The sequence below is a fragment of the Paenibacillus sp. J2R1T-4 genome (genome assembly GCF_059692235.1).
Map to the genome: position 1 here is coordinate 84,297 of NZ_JCAUBA010000023.1, position 16,447 is coordinate 100,743.

Consider the following 16,447-nt stretch of genomic DNA (forward strand, 5'->3'; position numbering starts at 1 on the left):
ATATTTTTGTGAACACAAAAATGGTATAGGTTTGGTACCTATACCCATAGTAAACGGTTTCAAAAGGTCCGTCAATGTTCAGATTTCACTTTCTTGCAAATAAATGTCTTGAATGGCTTGTGCTGCTTCTTCAGGTGTCTGCATCCCTGCCCAGAACGGCTTCAGCTTGCGGCTGATAACTGCAAATGCTCTGCTTGACGGTAGAATCTGAGACAAGAAAAGGGAAGCTTGTACCCCTTCTTCACTTACGCTTAGGGCTGCTGCCTCTTCGTCAGAGAGCATTCTTTGATTCAACTTGTCCCATGTGGAAAGAAATCCTGTTTCCTCAATCATCTTTTCTTGAAAACCCCAGGATACCGCAAATCGAATAAAATGTTTGGCCATGGCCGCATTCTTGCTATATCTCGAGATCATAAAGGCATTGGCAATAAGCAGCTTTCCGCCTTGCTCTCCTTGATTATCGGAGCTTGAAGGAAGCGGCGCAACGTGATACCGGTCCTTTTGTTTGAATATTGGAGTAGTGAAGATCGTGGCGAGCTGCATCCCGATTCTTCCTTCCTCGAACATGTCATGGATGAACTGGTAGTCGCCAATTGCGGCAATTGGTGCGATACCGTCCTGATACAGCATGCGCTGCAACAATCTGAGTGAACTGACAAGACCTCGTTCAGCCAGTTCCCCCTCTGCCGTTCGCTCGAATCGGAAGCCATTGGCAAAAGCAAGCACAGGCCATCTGCTCCACGAGTCTGACATGCCGAACCCATATCGGTCTATGATGCCATCACTGTTACAATCCTCATTCAGAGATTTGGCCACCTCCACAAATTCATCAAACGACCATCTTTTATTCGGCAGCGCCATGCCTTGCTCTTGGAATACTTCGCGGTTGCATGCCAGAAACACAGGTGAGAACGTTACAGGAATTGCATACGGTACACCATCTGTTACGAAGGCTTCGTTTAACCGGCCATAGTCTGTCGTCTGATTATTCTTGACCTCCGCAAGCGGCAAATAGTCATTCAAGTCCGCCTCGAAATAATCCCGGTCCCAGATAAGGAACAGATCAGGATGAATTCCAAGCTCCAGCCATCGCTTCACATCCATTCGGTTCATCTCATCCGTACGGAAGACATTAACTGTTACACGGGGATAAGCGTCTGTGAAATCTTTTATCAGCTTATACAGCACTTGATCGGCAAATTTGGAGGAACTGGGGCACAGAACAAGCAGCGATTGTTGATCTTTCTCCACACGATTCGGCAGATCGGCTATAATCGTCCCCTTCCCGACCATCTTGATCAGAAGCCCTTCTTTCATAAGTAAATCAAGGGCTTGTCTGAGTGTATTACGGCTGGAATCGTATTTCACACATAAGTCTTTCTCAGAGCTTAAATAATCCCCAGGGTTCAAATACCCTGCCTTGATCTGCGAGCGAATATCATCAGCAATATGCAAATAACGAAACTTCCTAAGATTCATTTAGTTCCCCCAACCTCACATTCAACAGTCTTCTTTGTATTCAGTATAGAACATTTTGGCAATTGTAGAAAACTTAAAAAAAACACCCCTGTCGCAGCCATCCGCTACAAACAGGGGTGATTCGTTGGTTTAGGGCTTGCGCTTATTGTAGCCTCGATCTTCATACGGCTGCAGATGTTCCAGCCATTTGTCCTCCAGCTTCTTCAATGCGTCCTCCAGGTCGAAGTAGCCGGTTTCCTTGATCTCCAGAATCTCTGGAACATCAATCACAAAGGCATCCGCACCATATTCCTTCCACTCTTGCTGAAGCTCCTTATTGATATAGCTCCCCATACCAAGGGAGAATTCAATGCCGTTTATCGTTCGGGTATTCTTGGTTCCTGTCAGAAACACCTTCCCGTTCTTCGTATTCGTTATGCGGATTATTCCTGCTTCAATCTTCGTTTCTTTATACTGCTGCTGCAACTCTTTTCTTCGGTTCATAACACGTTCCTCTTCTCTTATAATTAGGTCTTGAGCCAATACACGCTACCGTCGTCCTTCCGGTCCATGAAGCCGTATTCGATCAGGAATCTTCTAATGATGGCGTAGTCCTCGTAAATAGGCGCTATAATCTCGTTCGTTTCTTTCTCTGTGTACTGGTGCTCTCTTTGGAAACGGCCTGCAATCTCCCGCAGTACAATGTATCTATGCTTTTCCTGCAAATCGAATGTCTTCAAAGGACCGTCTAGTCCATCAGGAAAAGCCTTCTGCAATATTCGCTGCTTCTCCGCTGCCGTCACATTGTAACGCTGATCCACCATCTTGGCGGTCTGGTGCAGATTCACAAATGCAGGAGCGTGATCGTCCTTCTCCTTCAGCAGCTCCATCATGACCAGGAACACCTTCGATTGCCTCTCCTTCTCCTTCAGCACAAAACGGTGATTGCGAATCGTTGAGGCGCTGCCGATGCCAAGCTCTTTCTGAACCTCTGCATCGTGCTTCCCTTGATAAAATAAACGAAGCAAGCTATTCTGATGCTCGGTAAGCCCAGTCAATTTCTTATCCAGCTTCGTCAAATAGTCGAATACGGATCCATGCGTCTTCCGGATATAGACCTGCATGTATTTCTCTGCTTCATACAGCACCCCGTCCTCGGGATAGATGATGCCCTTTTCTATGGTTTTGCCGCATAACAAGCTTATATAATGGTCATCCGTCTGCACATAACCGCGTTTCAATTCCTCCATCGAGGCATTCCAGAACAACTCCGAGTAATCCAATACCAAACACACCTTATCATTTAGTAGTTATTTTATAGACATTTTACAATATTGTTTATAGTTTAGTCAAACACTTATAAGCGAATTAGATCTTGTGAGCAATGATGTAGAGACAGGATTGGGTTCGAATACAGCAACTAATGTGAGTAAAAACCCGTCTGTAAGGTTATAAAAGTATAAGAGACAAATAGAATGGAGGAACCCCCATGATCCGCATTTACAAAAAAATGGCCATTCTGATGTTAAGTGTGATGTTCATCCTATTGGCAGGTTGTACAAGTGATGGGGAGCAGACAGGGCCGAATACTGGAGAAAATACAGCAAGTCCACCCATTGGCTCGCCAAGTCCTTCCGGCAGTGCTATGACTCCTACAACTTCGGCGTCTCCGACTTCAACCCCTATTGCGACACCTGCAGGCTCTACTGTTATTAGTCAGACAACAGGTAAAGTTACCGCTATAAGACTTGCTAATCCCCAGTCCGGTTGGACAGGCGGCGAAGGCTGGATCTCCAGAACCGATGATGGCGGAGTAACTTGGCGGAAGCAGTATCAGGGGAAGGGAACGATCCAGCAAATCTTCGCCTTGAACAGCCAGGATGCCTGGGCAACCATTAGTCCTGACCCGAGCAAGCCAGAGTTACGCCAGTTACTGCACACAATAGATGGCGGCAAGCAATGGTCGCTTGTAGGCAGTATGCCGAATGGCGGATTCCTGCACTTCGTATCTACCGATGAAGCATTCAGCGCGGACGCACGAACTACAGATGGCGGGAAAACATGGAACAAGCTTATAACGCCTGATCAGACCATAGGAGACGCTTACTTCCATGACAAAGAGCATGGCTGGACGGTTACGCAAAGTCCCAATTCTTTGAATACATTCGAAGTGCAAGCCACGATTGACGGCGGTCGAACTTGGAAGACCGTCCTATCTCGGGAAACCGCTGCTACGATTAACGGAGTGGTCATTCGTTCGGCTGGCAAGGAAGATGCTTGGGTACAATTAACAGGCGGTTCTGGTATGACTCAAACATCCTATTCTTTGTTCCACACATTAGATGGGGGTGGGCAATGGCAGGCGGTGCTTGCGAATTCTACTGCGGGGGGCGGACCAGCACCAGGCTTTCCGCTTAATTACAATGATGGGCCGAAGAACACAGGATCGAAACCCGGTCCTCTGTATGTAATCGATCCAAAAGCGGCCTTCATGGGCGGCTCCTGCCCTGCTTGCGATAATCCGAATACAATCGGATGGACGCTCGACGGCGGTAAAACATGGACCAATGGACCTGCCTCATTCCCGGGCTACGGGGACGCTCAAATTGCTTTTGCCGATCCCAAGCAAGGCTGGTGGATTGTCACTGATAACAAGGAGCCTTCGGTTATGTATACAACCAAAGATGGTGGGGCCACTTGGACGAAGGTTCATTCGTTCGATGCTCCGAAGCAAGGGTCTTGATCGGATTAGCTAACTTTATCAAGCGAATAAATGTTCCTTGTGTTTAAAATCAGGAAACCTCTGGATAGATCATCCAGAGGTTCTTGGCGTTTCTAGAAAAACATAAGCCTCCTGAACAATTTGATCTCTAACAGGGATCATTCCTTTACTTTCGCACGAAATTTGATAAGATAATAGGAGCAACATACGTTAATCAAAGCTGGACTAATGGTGTTCCCTTCGTCTACCGCATACAGCACTTTAACTTCTTAGAGAGTCAGGTGAGCAAGACTGGATAAAGAGTTATTCGTTCGGGTGGTCAACAGGCTTCTGATTCGATCGGGAAGCCAGGTGAGCGTGAACCTCGAAGGACGTTTCCCCAATTCTAGACTGATCGGCGGCAAGTACCGCATGGCAACACACAGCATCACCTTATATCAGGATACGATCAGACAGCAGTGTCTCCGATTATTCGGTTCCTTGGATCGGTTGGAGGAATATATCAGTGTCATATTCGCTCACGAGTTAGGCCATGCAGAGGATTTACAGTTGGACCAACTCTGCTGCAAGCTCGATGAAGATCTGACGCCATCGGAACGCACACTTACCATGCTGCAGATCGAAGAGAATGCCTGGCTGTATGCAGAACGGTTATTATCAGCAGAGCCGGAGCAAGGAATTCTACACACGATTAGAATGGAATCACTAGCGATCTATCGAGAAGCTCCGTCCATGAAGGAGCTGCAAGCCGATATCGCTTGAACATACAGGAACGGCCAAGAAGCCTCCAAGCCCGCTGAATTGCGGGTAGGAGGCTTCTGTTTGTATTCTCATTTCTTATCCTGCACGATCGCTGCCTAAGTATAGAGGCCTAGCGTTGCTGCCTGTCCTGGGATTGGCCTCCCTTACGACCTGCCTCTTCGCGAGACATTTTATCATCTTTTTGCTGATTGTTCTGATTGTCGCGGGATTGCCCGCCTTTTTGACCGATCTCCTGATAGAATTCACGGTCATGATTGCTCGATGTAGCTTCTCCGCCCTTGCGTCCTGCTTCTTCCCGGCTCATATTCCCATTCTGGTTCCGATCCCGGTTCATACCTTGGTCGTTCTGGTTCCTGTCTTGGTTCTGTGCCATTCTGAATCACTCCTTAAAAGGGTTTGGACTAGCCACTCTTATTACCCGTATCTAAGGGAAGTGAAACAATTCAGCGCGGATTATGATCGCTTCAAACAATGGGACAGCAGATTGCGAGTCATCTGCTGAACTCGACGATCAAGTCCTTGTGTCCGACCATAAGAGCCCATTGCCGGGACATGCCCGGGCGGATTGCTTAACCCTTCCGCCCACCAGATCGTACCCGCATTGAACACCCAATTGCCATGCGGACCCGGGTAGATAACGGCGGAATGTAATCCGTCTCCCTGCTCACGTACCCCTAATCCATGAATCTCGACATCAGAGAAAGCTTGTCCCACCAAGCGGCTGGAAGCCACGATTTCTAACCCTTCTATATCTTTGAAAGGATAGCCGTGATACTCCCATCCAATCAACCCTGGAATACTGTCCCCCGCCTTCATGCCGGTCCCCTCGAACAACCAGTGCTCCGGCTTACTGACCGTCCAGTCTCCATACCCCGGGCCGAAGCTGCTCGATCCCATCAGCTCACGCTCATCTGTGAAATAGCGACCGCGAGCAAAGGAACGGAACCTGTCCTCTGCCGGCTTCTCATAAGTAGCGATTTCGTGGTACAGTGCATTCCCGGAAAGGAAGAGCAGACTAACGCCAGCATCTCTTGCGCTAGTCGCATTTTCATACATCTGACGGGTCCAATATTCGTCATGACCGACGGATATGAACACCTGGCAGCTCTTCAAGAGCTCTGGTTCATAATGCGTATCCAGATTGGAACAATAAGCGACCTCGTACCCTTCGGCTTCCAACCAGTAAGCGAGTGGAAATTCCCATAACAGGAATTCTCCCGATCCGCATGACAAGGGGGCCTCGACAATTTGACAATACTTCGCGTAAGGCCGATCGAAGCTGACCCGCACATTCGTGCCTTGGTACCACATATCCGGTGAGCCATCGTCATAGATCGAGTTCATTCCAGGCCATTTGTTATAAGCCTGCCAGGTCAGATCGCTTGCCTGCACCAGAATATCCGTCTTCTGTTGCCTTTGTTGTTTGACAACGAAGACGATGTAGCTTTGCGCTTGAATAGCAGCATGAAGAGTGAGCTTGGCCAAATATACACCGCTTATCCAATCATCCGGAATTCGCAAAGTCGTGCAGGTCTCCCACTCACATTCACGCAATCGTTCTATCGACTCCATCGGCACAGGCTGCGTCTGGCCCTGGAATGTCCCGAGGCTAGTCATATGCCTTCCGCCTAATCCCTGATAATAACCTAATCGGTATATATCTATTTCGAACCTATTGCTCTGACTTACACTTATTTTGAAATCAATCGTCTCTCCTGGATATACACTGGTTCTTGAAGCAAATCCTTCAATTGCAGAGGACCGAAGTCCGCGAATAATCGGGCTTGCTTGCATGGACGCGGGATAATCGTAATGAAATTGTGTGATTTGCCAATCCAATGTTCCAGGTAACCTATTTTCTGTGACAATTCTATTGTCCACCGTTCGACTCCCCTCGCTCCTACTCCTATTGCTTTCCTCTCATATTGTACTAGAGCACTCGGCTTATGATCAACCTGTAAAAAAGATTTTCAACCAACAAAAAATATCCGTTAAAATACTTCTATTTTACAACCCAACTTACGACCATACGAATGAAGCACCATTCATGGTATAGTTATATATGAAACCGAGTGCCCACGCGGACATTCAAACAAGGAGTTGTCCTTTTATGACCCCCGATGAGAAAGCGGCTGTTTCTTCAAATACAGCGAATCCTTTTATACAGCCTGATTATTGTTCGGTCAGATCCAGACACAATCTGGAAGATCCCATTGGCTCCGCGCCAGGTCATTCCCGTTATATATTCGTTGAAGTACCTCTACCTTGGAGCCATAATGTGGAGCAATCGGCTCATTTCCCGGCAGGACTAAACGAGACTCTGAAGCACTGCGCCGATCAAGGATGCAAGTTCCGTCTGCAGGCCTTCTGCTCCGATTCACAATCTACACCTTCAGGGTTCACAAGAGTATTTGATATGCGTCTTACAGAGCAGCCTCGCGCAAGATATGACAAATTAGAGTTTGTTGTAGCGAATGATCGACTGAACGAGTTGGTGCAAGTGCTGCTAATAGACGAATCCAGACTGCCTGAGTTCGGGGAATTTGCACGACCCTCTACCGCCTCTGCCAGGGAAATATTCGTCTGCACCCATGGCAGTCACGATCAGTGCTGTGGAAAGTTCGGGTATACGATTTATAAGGAAATAGAGCATCAATACACCTCCTCTCTAGAGAATCCTATCCGAGTATGGCGTACTAGCCATATAGGCGGACATCGGCATGCGCCTACACTGATTGATTTTCCAGAGGGACGTTATTGGGGTCAGATTACGGTCGAGGTCCTTGATCACGTGTTGCTTCATAAAGGAGATTTCTCGGATATCGCTGGTAAATATCGGGGATTAGCAGGTATCGATGCTTTCAGTCAAGTAGCGGAGAGGGAGCTGTTCATCCGGGAAGGCTGGGCGTGGATTGATTATCATAAAAAAGTAACCGTGCTCAAAAGAGTAAACGATGAGGCGCGTGTGCGTTGGGAATACAAGTCGCAGGACGGTACCCGGACAGGTGAATATGAAGTGGATGTGTATATATCAGGAACCGTTGTGTCCAGCGGTTGCGGGAGTGAAAGCTCCGAAATAGCCCAGTATTCGATAAGGGAAATTTAATCTGATTGCGGTACGGTCGTGGATCTCACACAGTCTGCTTCTCCGCAGTTATTGGCGACTACACGCCCCACAGCAAACGGCGAGAGCCCTGTTCGCTCAGGACTCTCGCCGTTCATGTTTACTTGTATGTGATTTCCAGACCAAGCTCCTGAGCTCGCATTAGCGCCCCATCAGAAAACTTAGGCTTCTTGTACCTCTCTTCGAACTCTTCCTTCGTAAGAGGAGTCCAACGAAAGTCTTTATTCTGATAGATCCATGTCTTCGTGCCCCAATCGACATGTATCGTCCGGTTCGTTATCTTGCTCACCTTCCCAATCTCGATAATAACCCCCGTCTTGCCGAATGTCTTGGCGCAATATTTATTCAACATATCATTCATGATCATTTACCTGCCCTATACTAGTTCTCTACTTGCGTTCCACTCTATTGTCTTATAATCCCAGACATAACGCAAATCTTCGGATTTTTCTACTCGATCGGTTGGCTGGGAAATTCAATCCTTACCGCGGTTCCCTGACCCAGCTTGCTTTGTATGGACATTTTACCATGATGCGCTTCGATAATCCGCTGACAAATCATCAAACCGAGACCAGTGCCATTCTCCTTCATTGAAAAAAACGGCTCCCCTAATCTAGACAGCTTATCTTCCGGTATACCTGTCCCATGATCGACTATTTGTATGAGTATGCCTTGATTGGTTGTACGTCTGGTAGTGACCTGGATCGTTCCGCCCTCCGGCATAGATTCCATGGCATTTTTCAGGATGTTCATGACAACTTGTTTGATCTGATTGGAATCACAGCGAATGGGGTTCATGTTCTCTTCCATAATAAGGCTAAATTGCACGTTATATAGAAGAGCTTGCGGCTGCATGAAAAGAACTACATTCTCAACCAAACTTTGAATATTGATTTCACTGTGTCGGGCAATATGCGGCTTGGCAAGCGTCATGAATTCATTCACGATATATTCGATCCGCTCTAGCTCCCCCATCATGACATCGACATAGGGCGCGTTTCTTGATTGCAACAGTTGAGTAAACCCCTTCAGAGAAGTTAGGGGATTCCGAATTTCATGTGCAATTCCAGCAGCCAATTGACCGATCACAGACAGCTTTTCCGATCTTCGAATCATCTCTTCGGTCTTTTTACGTTCCGTCATATCTCTAATTACAATTTGAATGATGGGATAACCAATATACTTGTGAATATAAATTGACGATACCTCAACATCCAATAAAGTACCATCCAGCCGTATAACTTTCATTTCAATAAAATCCTGGTAATCATCCGTCTGAACCAGTTGATTCATACGTTCCGTTATAAAAGAATGATAGCTTGGACATATAAAATCAAATATCGAACGACCAACAAAATCTTCTAAACTGTTTCCAGCAAAAAGCTTAATGGCCATATCGTTAGCAAATTGCACGATCCCCTCCCTATGCAGGACAATAGGTTCCGGGGATAGCTTGAGTACACGTTTATACTGCCTTTCACGCTCCAAGAGCTCCATTTCTACACGCTTGCGATCCGTTACATCTCGGAATAACAAAAGGACTGACAAGTTTTTCTCAAAATTCACAGCTACCGTTTTTACCTCGACGTCTATTACTTTTCCATCAAACCGGATCATTTTCTTTTCCCTTAATTCACTTGCTTTGCCATCTTTGAATAACTCTACGTCCTGCTCGGCCAAATTAGCCAAATAGTCAGGATGTACAAAGCGGTATATGGGTTGACCGATCAGCACATCAGGTGTCTCCGTACCCATAAGTGCCGCCGCGGCAGAATTAGCAAAAACAATCCTAAAATCCGTGTAAACGAGAATAGGTTCTGGCGAGCTTTCCACCAAAATCCTGTAGCGTTCCTCACTTTCCTTCAATTCTTGCTCTGCTCTTTTCTTCTCTGTAATATCCCTCTCTACACCCACAAAAGCGATGATGTTTCCCGACTCGTCCTTGACAGGCGAAATCGTGACATCCGCATAGAACGTACTTCCATCTTTTCGTAGTTTGACCGCTTCTAAGCCCGAGAATTGTTCTCCATTCATTATACGTTTGTATAATTCATATGCCTCTGCCCTGTAATTCTCCGGAGTCATGGGCAACACTTTCCCTATTACTTCTTCCCTTGTCCACCCGTGGAGCTCTTCAAATTTTTTGTTAATTTCCAGAACACGTCCTTCTAAATCTACGACGACAATACCATCCGAGGTCAGGTGGAAAATAGACTGAAGCAAAGTGGTGTAGGTTCTATACAATCGCTATTCCTTCCTTTTCTCGCAAATTCTCATTAATGTTCATTTTAAGTTCATACTCCATCATTTATCAATACCCTGCTCGTGATATCAGAGAAAAATTATTAAATTTAGAAAAATAGCAGGAGAAGATCACTAAGCATTCCTAAGCGATTGAGTCCAATTTGGTGCTCGGGAGGGCAGTAAGATGGGCTCCAATCGCTCTTGAACTTCGGTTCCTTTGATTATATTTTTATCGGTATGAACCCAAGATTCAAATGCGACCGCTGACACTTTTCCACTCCATCTTCCTGCCCCTTTTGTTCGACTTTTGGATCAAGGAGTTACGTTCTCCTATGTGCTCTGCCTCCAGATTTACTAGAGGTACATCTTCAAAGCGGTTCTAACACCCAACTACAAGGCTCGTAATATCAAAAAATATTTATTAAATTTAGCTGGAGAAGATCACTCCAGCATTCCTAAGCGATTGAGTTCAGGTGTGCGCGCGGGAGGGCAGTAAGATGGGCTCCAATCGCTCTTGAACTTCGGTTCCTTGATTATATTTTTATCGGTATGAACCCAAGATTCAAATGCGACCGCTGACGCTTTTCCACTCCATCTTCCTGCCCCTTTTGTTCGACTTTTGGATCAAAGGAGTTACGTTCTCCCATGTGCTCTGCCTCCAGATTTACTAGAGGCACATCTTTAAATCGGTTCTAATACCCAACTATAAGGTTAGATGTATAAAAATTCGACATAGACGACTAAAAATGACTCATTTAAGCGCCTAGATGTCGAAGAATTGTACATCTGACGCTGCATTTGATTGGAATCAGCTTTATTTACCCCCATTCCTTGCTCTTTTCTGGCTTAGATGTCGAAATTTTATACATCTACAGCTGAAAAGAGGCTCATTTTGCCTATCTATGTATAATTCTTCGACATCTACTTTAGCTCATTAAAGCAATTCAACGCATTAAAACTCGTCCATCTCCACTACTTACGTCCTGAACCTGCGAATCCTTCATGTTTCTCCTCTTAAAGTGATCCAGCCAGTCACTAACTCTACCAAGCACCTCACTAGCATCTATTTGCACGTCTCACCTACCATTCTGAGTCACCTCGTAAAGCGGATTTTCCGCGCTGCAGCAATCGTTCCGCCCTCTGAGTCACCTCGTAAAGCGGATTTTCTGCGCTACAGCAACGGTTCCACCTCTGAGTCACCTCGTAAAGCGGATTTTCCGCGCTACAGCAAAGATTCCGCCCTCTGAGTCACCTCTAAAGAGGATTTTCCGCGCTACAGCAATCGTTCCGCCCTCTGAGTCACCTCGCAAAGCGGATTTTCCGCGCTACAGCAATCATTCCGCCCGAAAAACTTATTAATTCTATAAAAAAAACGCCCCGTGCAAAGAATATGCACAGGGCGCTACGGAGCTGCTGCTATTAGGATTATGCAGCAGTGTGAGTCGAAGATTGAGCAGGCTGCTTACGTTGTCTCGCGGACTTGCGGAAGTAGAACAACTCATAAATCGCAGGTATAACTATAAGCGTCAAAAGCGTAGCAGCGGTTAAGCCGCCGATCACTACAATCGCCAGGCTTTGCGATACAATGCTGCCTTGCTCGGAGTGACCGAACACTAGTGGCAGCATGGCACAGATCGTAGCGATGGCCGTCATCAGAATCGGGCGCATCCGTGTCGCCGCGGCTTCGACGATCGCTTCACGAATCGACATGTGCTCTTCGTTTTGTTTGATTCGGTCGATCAATACGATCGCATTCGTCACGACGATCCCGATCAGCATCAGCGCGCCAAACATAGCGGTGAAGTCCGGGTTAACCCCTGACACGATCAATCCAAGCACGGCGCCAATGGCAGCTAGCGGCAAGGAGAACATGATCGCGAGTGGAGCGCGAAGGGTCTTGAAGGTAAGCACCATGATCAGATAGACCAGTCCGATGGAAATAAGTGCTGTCAACCCAAGATCAGCAAAGTCGTCTCCCTGACTGACAGAGGCCCCGCCTGCGATTAATTCCACACCCTTAGGAACGGTGATTGTATCCATTTCCTTCTTGATGTTTGCCCCAATCTCGGATACTTTCTTCGGATCTGCTTCAGCTGTAACCCTCGTGTAAGTTTTTCCTTCTTTGTGATACAGCATGGTAGGTTCCTGGCGAATCTCGAATTTTGCTACATTCGTTATCGGCGTAGGGCCGCTTGCGGTCGTAATGGTTATCCCAGTCAAATCCTTCTCGGATTTCGGTTGAAGCATAGGGCTAAGGATAACACCTGCTTGGGTCCCATTAAGGTTAATTTGACCGATCGGCATTGGACTCATCATAGAACTGAGCTGTCCCGCGATTTCCTGAGCATTAGCTTGAATCGGATCTACTCGGAATGCAAATACCGGCTTCGTCTGGTCCATGTTGCTTGTGACTTTGGTAATTCCGTCTACCGTTTTCACCTTAGCCATAACTTCTTCCGCAACGGTACGAATCGCTGTCAGGTCTTCCCCGACGATATCTATATATTCGTTGGTTGAGCTGGCCCCGAATATGGTCATTTCATTAGCGGTCAATGTTGCATTCACATATTTATCTTTCTGAGACCTTACATAATCGATAAATACTTGTGCATCCGCGCCTTCCTTTATCTCAACCGTGAAATCGACCTGCGTCGGAGAGGTGGCAGCCCCCCATTTGGCTCCATCTGCACTGTTACCGGACTGCATCATGACAATTTGGGCTTGCTCTTGCTTTATAAGCTCCTGCTCAAGCTGTTTGCCCTTCGTATGCACTTCTTCAACCGGTACATCGTTCGGATATATTAACTGAACAGCTACATGTGTGGCATCGGATGCATTGAGTGCGCCTTTTGGCATAGCTGTATAGGCTGCGATCGAACCAACGAACACAACTGCAGTGAGCACCAACGTTAGCCATTTGTACCGAAGATTCCAATGTAAGATGCGGGTAAACCGTTTGGATGGCTTATGCTCTTTCATCTGCGAATTCTTCAACAGCCAGGAGCTTAGCAAAGGAACTACGGTTAGAGCTACAACTAGAGAAGTAAGCAAGGAATAGGTTACGGTCAACGCGAAAGGCAGCAAGAAAGCCTGCAATCCACCGCGAAGCAGACCCATGGGCAAGAATACGGCGACCGTTACAATCGTGGAAGACGTGATTGCTCTTGCAACTTCCTTGGTTGCGCTGATAATCATTTCACGCGTGAAAGGCTCCTTTTGCAAACGACGGTAAATATTCTCGATCACTACGATACTGTCGTCGACTAGCCGCCCAACTGCTACCGCGACACCGCCAAGCGTTACAATGTTTAATGTAACTCCCGAAACTTTCAACAAATATAACGTTACCGCTAGAGAAAGCGGAATCGATACAATGGTGATCAGCGTAGCTCGGAAATTACGCAGGAACAAGAGAATGACAACTGTTGCGAATAATGCACCCAGCAATACTTCCTGCATCATACTGTTGACCGAGGTTACGACCATATCTGAGGTGCTGAACACTACGGCGGTTTCTACGTTCTGAATTTCCTCATTGATCCGATCAATGGTTTCTTGTACTTTATTACCGACATCTACCGCATTGGCGTCAGCTTCTTTAGTCACAACCGCGAAAAGAACGTCTTTGCCGTTGGAGCGGCTGATGCTTTCTTGATCTTGCTTCAGCTCCACAGTGGCTACATCTTGCAAAGCAACACCTGGAACGATCGGAAGCTTCTTCAACGTATCGATACTGTTGATCTCTGCACTCACGTGGATGTTGCCTGTTTGCCCGCCAATCGTCTGTTCACCGATCGAAGCGGATACGTTGCGGCCTTGCAGCACGCCCATTAGCGCCTGAGGAGGAATGCCTTTGTCCGCCAGTTTCTTCGGATCTGCATTTACCGTAATTTCTGGTGCTGTTTTTCCATACAAGGCTACACTTGCTACACCCTTAACTTTTTGCAGCTCCGGGATGATGTTATTTTCTGCTGTTTTGATGTTTTTATCGCTCAGCCCATCCTCGAATGCAATGGTGAGCTGGGATACCGGGATCATGGAGGTATTCAATTGAAGCACGAAAGGCTTCATCACTCCAGGCGGGAATTGCAGCTGGTCCACGGCTTTCTGCACTTCTTGCGCCGCTTCCTTCATATTGGTTTTGCCATCAAAGAATAGATTAATGCTCGCGTAACCATCTCCGGATGTAGAGAGCATTTCTTTCTTGCCTTTAACAAGCTGGACCGCATTCTCTATGGGTTTCGTTACATTCGTTTCCATCGATCGGGCATCTTGTCCTTGCCCCAACGCCGTTATCGTAACCTGCGGATTATCTGCCTCCGGCATGAATTCCATGGGCAGCGTCGTATAGCTGAAGGCACCAATGATAAGCGCCATTACTACCAGTAATCCTACTGCTGCTTTGTTCGTAAAAGACCATTTCGTAAGCCAAGTCATTTCCTTCCGTTTCCCCTTCCAAACTATGGATATTATTTTAACGTTTCTCAGTATAACGAAAAAAAGACATTTGGAATAGTGACAATTTTCATTAATTGGGGGTGAAGTTTGTCATGTTTATGTAAATAGATTATGAAATTCTGAGGGGTTAATGGCTAAAAAAGAGAAAGACCGTTCCCAGAGAACGGTCTAACGATCGATTTATAGTTTGGAAGCTTCTTCACGAACAACTGGAAACCATCCCGGCGCATTTACGATAGCTTTCCATAATGCGTCAGGGACAACGAGTTGGTCCTGATCTTCTGGCGTCAATGAGGTCTTGATCTCGGACTCCCGGCCATCAGCTATTTTCTGAACCCAGTCGGGCTCCATGATGATCTCTCGACCAAGCGCGATCAGCGGAACTCCCGTCTGCAAAGCTTTAAGAGCATCGTCCGCTGTACGGATCGAACCTACACCGATAACAGGTACCCTACCCCCTACGCGGTCAACAATCCATTCCAAACGTGATTTGGACTCGTCTACTCCACGTCTTGGACTAGACCAGAACTCCATTAAGGATACATGGAGATAGTCAAGGTCGCAATCGGATAATGCGTCCACAAGCAGTAATGTGTCCTCCATGGTTATTCCAGGGGTTTCCACTTCTTCAGGCGAGAATCGGTAACCAACAAGGAACGGCTCTTTGGCGTGCTCTGATACTACCCGCTTCACTTCTTCTACGATAGCTAGCGGAAAAGCCATCCGTTCGTGCACATCGCCTCCCCATCGATCTTCACGACGGTTAGAATGCGGGGAGAAAAACTGTTGAATCAAATACCCGTTAGCTCCATGAATCTCAACCCCGTCATACCCGGCCTCAATGGCCCGTCGGGTCGCTTCACCAAAGTCACGAACGATCGCTTCGATTTCCGAATCCGTTAGCGCTCTAGGCACTACGCCCGCATTTTGTTCCGAAGCAACGGCGCTCGCGCTCACTACATCACCATCAGGCACCAGATTCGGAGGAGTCATTCGACCCCCATGAAAAATTTGCAGGACTGCTTTGGCCCCCTGTGCCTTAATGGATGCTGCCAATCGTCGTAAGCTCGGAATCATCTCATCCCGATCCGCGGCGAATTCACCGGGGAATCCTTTCCCGCTCGGGGTTACATATGTGCAGGCTGTAACTACCATGCCGACCCCGCCCGATCGGCGAGCATAGTAGTTTACTTCGGAATCCGACACCGATCCATCTTCGTTAGAGGCGAAGTTGGTCATCGGTGCCATCAAGATGCGGTTATTTACTTTCACGCCGCTTTTAAAGACGAATCCGTCGAATAAAGAATTGTATTTTGGGTTCACTCGTTGTAGTCCTCTCCACTCTTTCTCTTTGTATTATTGCAGGTGCTCGTTAACAGCCGCTTCCAACTGGGCAAGCCCTTGGAACCCGACATAGGTAGCTACATCGACCCCATTTTTGAACAATTTCAAAGTCGGGATGCTCATGATTCCAAACTCGCCCGCGGTTTGCGGGTTATCATCGACGTTCAGCTTGGCTATCGTTACCGAATCGCCTACTTTGTCATTCAATTCTTCGAGAACCGGCGCAATCATTTTACAAGGTCCGCACCAAGGCGCCCAGAAATCCACTAATACTAATCCTTCTTTTACCGTTTCTTTAAAAGATGCATCTGTAGTTTTTACAATAGCCATTCTAA

The 16,447-nt window shown here is 47.0% G+C and carries 13 protein-coding genes; 3 read left to right on the top strand and 10 right to left on the bottom strand.

Annotated elements, in window-relative coordinates:
* Nucleotides 1–78: 78 nt before the first annotated feature.
* The 3 genes from AC58QD_RS27930 to AC58QD_RS27940 all read right to left on the bottom strand — a co-directional run bounded on the left by AC58QD_RS27930 (nt 79) and on the right by AC58QD_RS27940 (nt 2,741).
* Complete coding sequence (locus AC58QD_RS27930; RefSeq protein WP_497338322.1) at nt 79–1,479, bottom strand: extracellular solute-binding protein; 1,401 nt, start codon at nt 1,477–1,479, stop codon at nt 79–81.
* Between the two features lie 129 nt (nt 1,480–1,608).
* Nucleotides 1,609–1,962 carry a GIY-YIG nuclease family protein gene (locus AC58QD_RS27935; RefSeq protein ID WP_497338323.1) on the bottom strand — a complete coding sequence of 118 codons (354 nt, stop codon included), beginning with the start codon at nt 1,960–1,962 and terminating at the stop codon, nt 1,609–1,611.
* 23 nt (nt 1,963–1,985) lie between these two features.
* The gene (locus tag AC58QD_RS27940) at nt 1,986–2,741 is read right to left on the bottom strand and encodes a DUF2087 domain-containing protein (RefSeq protein ID WP_497338324.1); all 756 of its coding nucleotides are present in this window, start codon (nt 2,739–2,741) and stop codon (nt 1,986–1,988) included.
* Nucleotides 2,742–2,947: 206 nt separating this feature from the next.
* Here AC58QD_RS27940 and AC58QD_RS27945 point away from each other — a divergent pair, with 206 nt between their 5' ends.
* Both AC58QD_RS27945 and AC58QD_RS27950 read left to right on the top strand, forming a co-directional pair.
* Nucleotides 2,948–4,201 carry a WD40/YVTN/BNR-like repeat-containing protein gene (locus AC58QD_RS27945; RefSeq protein WP_497338325.1) on the top strand — a complete coding sequence of 418 codons (1,254 nt, stop codon included), beginning with the start codon at nt 2,948–2,950 and terminating at the stop codon, nt 4,199–4,201.
* Nucleotides 4,202–4,531: 330 nt separating this feature from the next.
* The gene (locus tag AC58QD_RS27950; RefSeq protein WP_497338326.1) at nt 4,532–4,942 is read left to right on the top strand and encodes a hypothetical protein; all 411 of its coding nucleotides are present in this window, start codon (nt 4,532–4,534) and stop codon (nt 4,940–4,942) included.
* A gap of 109 nt (nt 4,943–5,051) precedes the next feature.
* Here AC58QD_RS27950 and AC58QD_RS27955 read toward each other — a convergent pair whose 3' ends face one another.
* Entirely contained in the window at nt 5,052–5,315 is a 264-nt protein-coding gene (locus AC58QD_RS27955) for a KGG domain-containing protein (RefSeq protein WP_497338327.1), read from the bottom strand.
* A gap of 80 nt (nt 5,316–5,395) precedes the next feature.
* Complete coding sequence (locus AC58QD_RS27960; protein WP_497338328.1) at nt 5,396–6,823, bottom strand: N,N-dimethylformamidase beta subunit family domain-containing protein; 1,428 nt, start codon at nt 6,821–6,823, stop codon at nt 5,396–5,398.
* A gap of 229 nt (nt 6,824–7,052) precedes the next feature.
* On the opposite strand from AC58QD_RS27960, the gene AC58QD_RS27965 reads away from it, so the two are divergent.
* Nucleotides 7,053–8,048: a ferredoxin family protein gene (locus AC58QD_RS27965; RefSeq protein WP_497338329.1), complete on the top strand. Its 996-nt coding sequence runs from the start codon at nt 7,053–7,055 to the stop codon at nt 8,046–8,048.
* Between the two features lie 118 nt (nt 8,049–8,166).
* Here the strand turns inward: AC58QD_RS27965 and AC58QD_RS27970 are convergent, their stop codons facing one another.
* From AC58QD_RS27970 to trxA, 5 genes are all read right to left on the bottom strand, one after another.
* A complete protein-coding gene (locus AC58QD_RS27970; protein ID WP_497338330.1) occupies nt 8,167–8,427 on the bottom strand; it encodes a hypothetical protein in 261 nt (86 codons plus the stop codon).
* An 89-nt stretch (nt 8,428–8,516) separates the two neighbouring features.
* Entirely contained in the window at nt 8,517–10,310 is a 1,794-nt protein-coding gene (locus tag AC58QD_RS27975) for a PAS domain S-box protein (RefSeq protein WP_497338331.1), read from the bottom strand.
* Between the two features lie 1,425 nt (nt 10,311–11,735).
* Nucleotides 11,736–14,747 carry an efflux RND transporter permease subunit gene (locus AC58QD_RS27980; protein WP_497338332.1) on the bottom strand — a complete coding sequence of 1,004 codons (3,012 nt, stop codon included), beginning with the start codon at nt 14,745–14,747 and terminating at the stop codon, nt 11,736–11,738.
* Nucleotides 14,748–14,948: 201 nt separating this feature from the next.
* Entirely contained in the window at nt 14,949–16,091 is a 1,143-nt protein-coding gene (locus AC58QD_RS27985) for an NADH-dependent flavin oxidoreductase (protein WP_497338333.1), read from the bottom strand.
* Between the two features lie 33 nt (nt 16,092–16,124).
* Complete coding sequence (gene trxA, locus AC58QD_RS27990; RefSeq protein ID WP_497338334.1) at nt 16,125–16,442, bottom strand: thioredoxin; 318 nt, start codon at nt 16,440–16,442, stop codon at nt 16,125–16,127.
* Nucleotides 16,443–16,447: the final 5 nt, after the last annotated feature.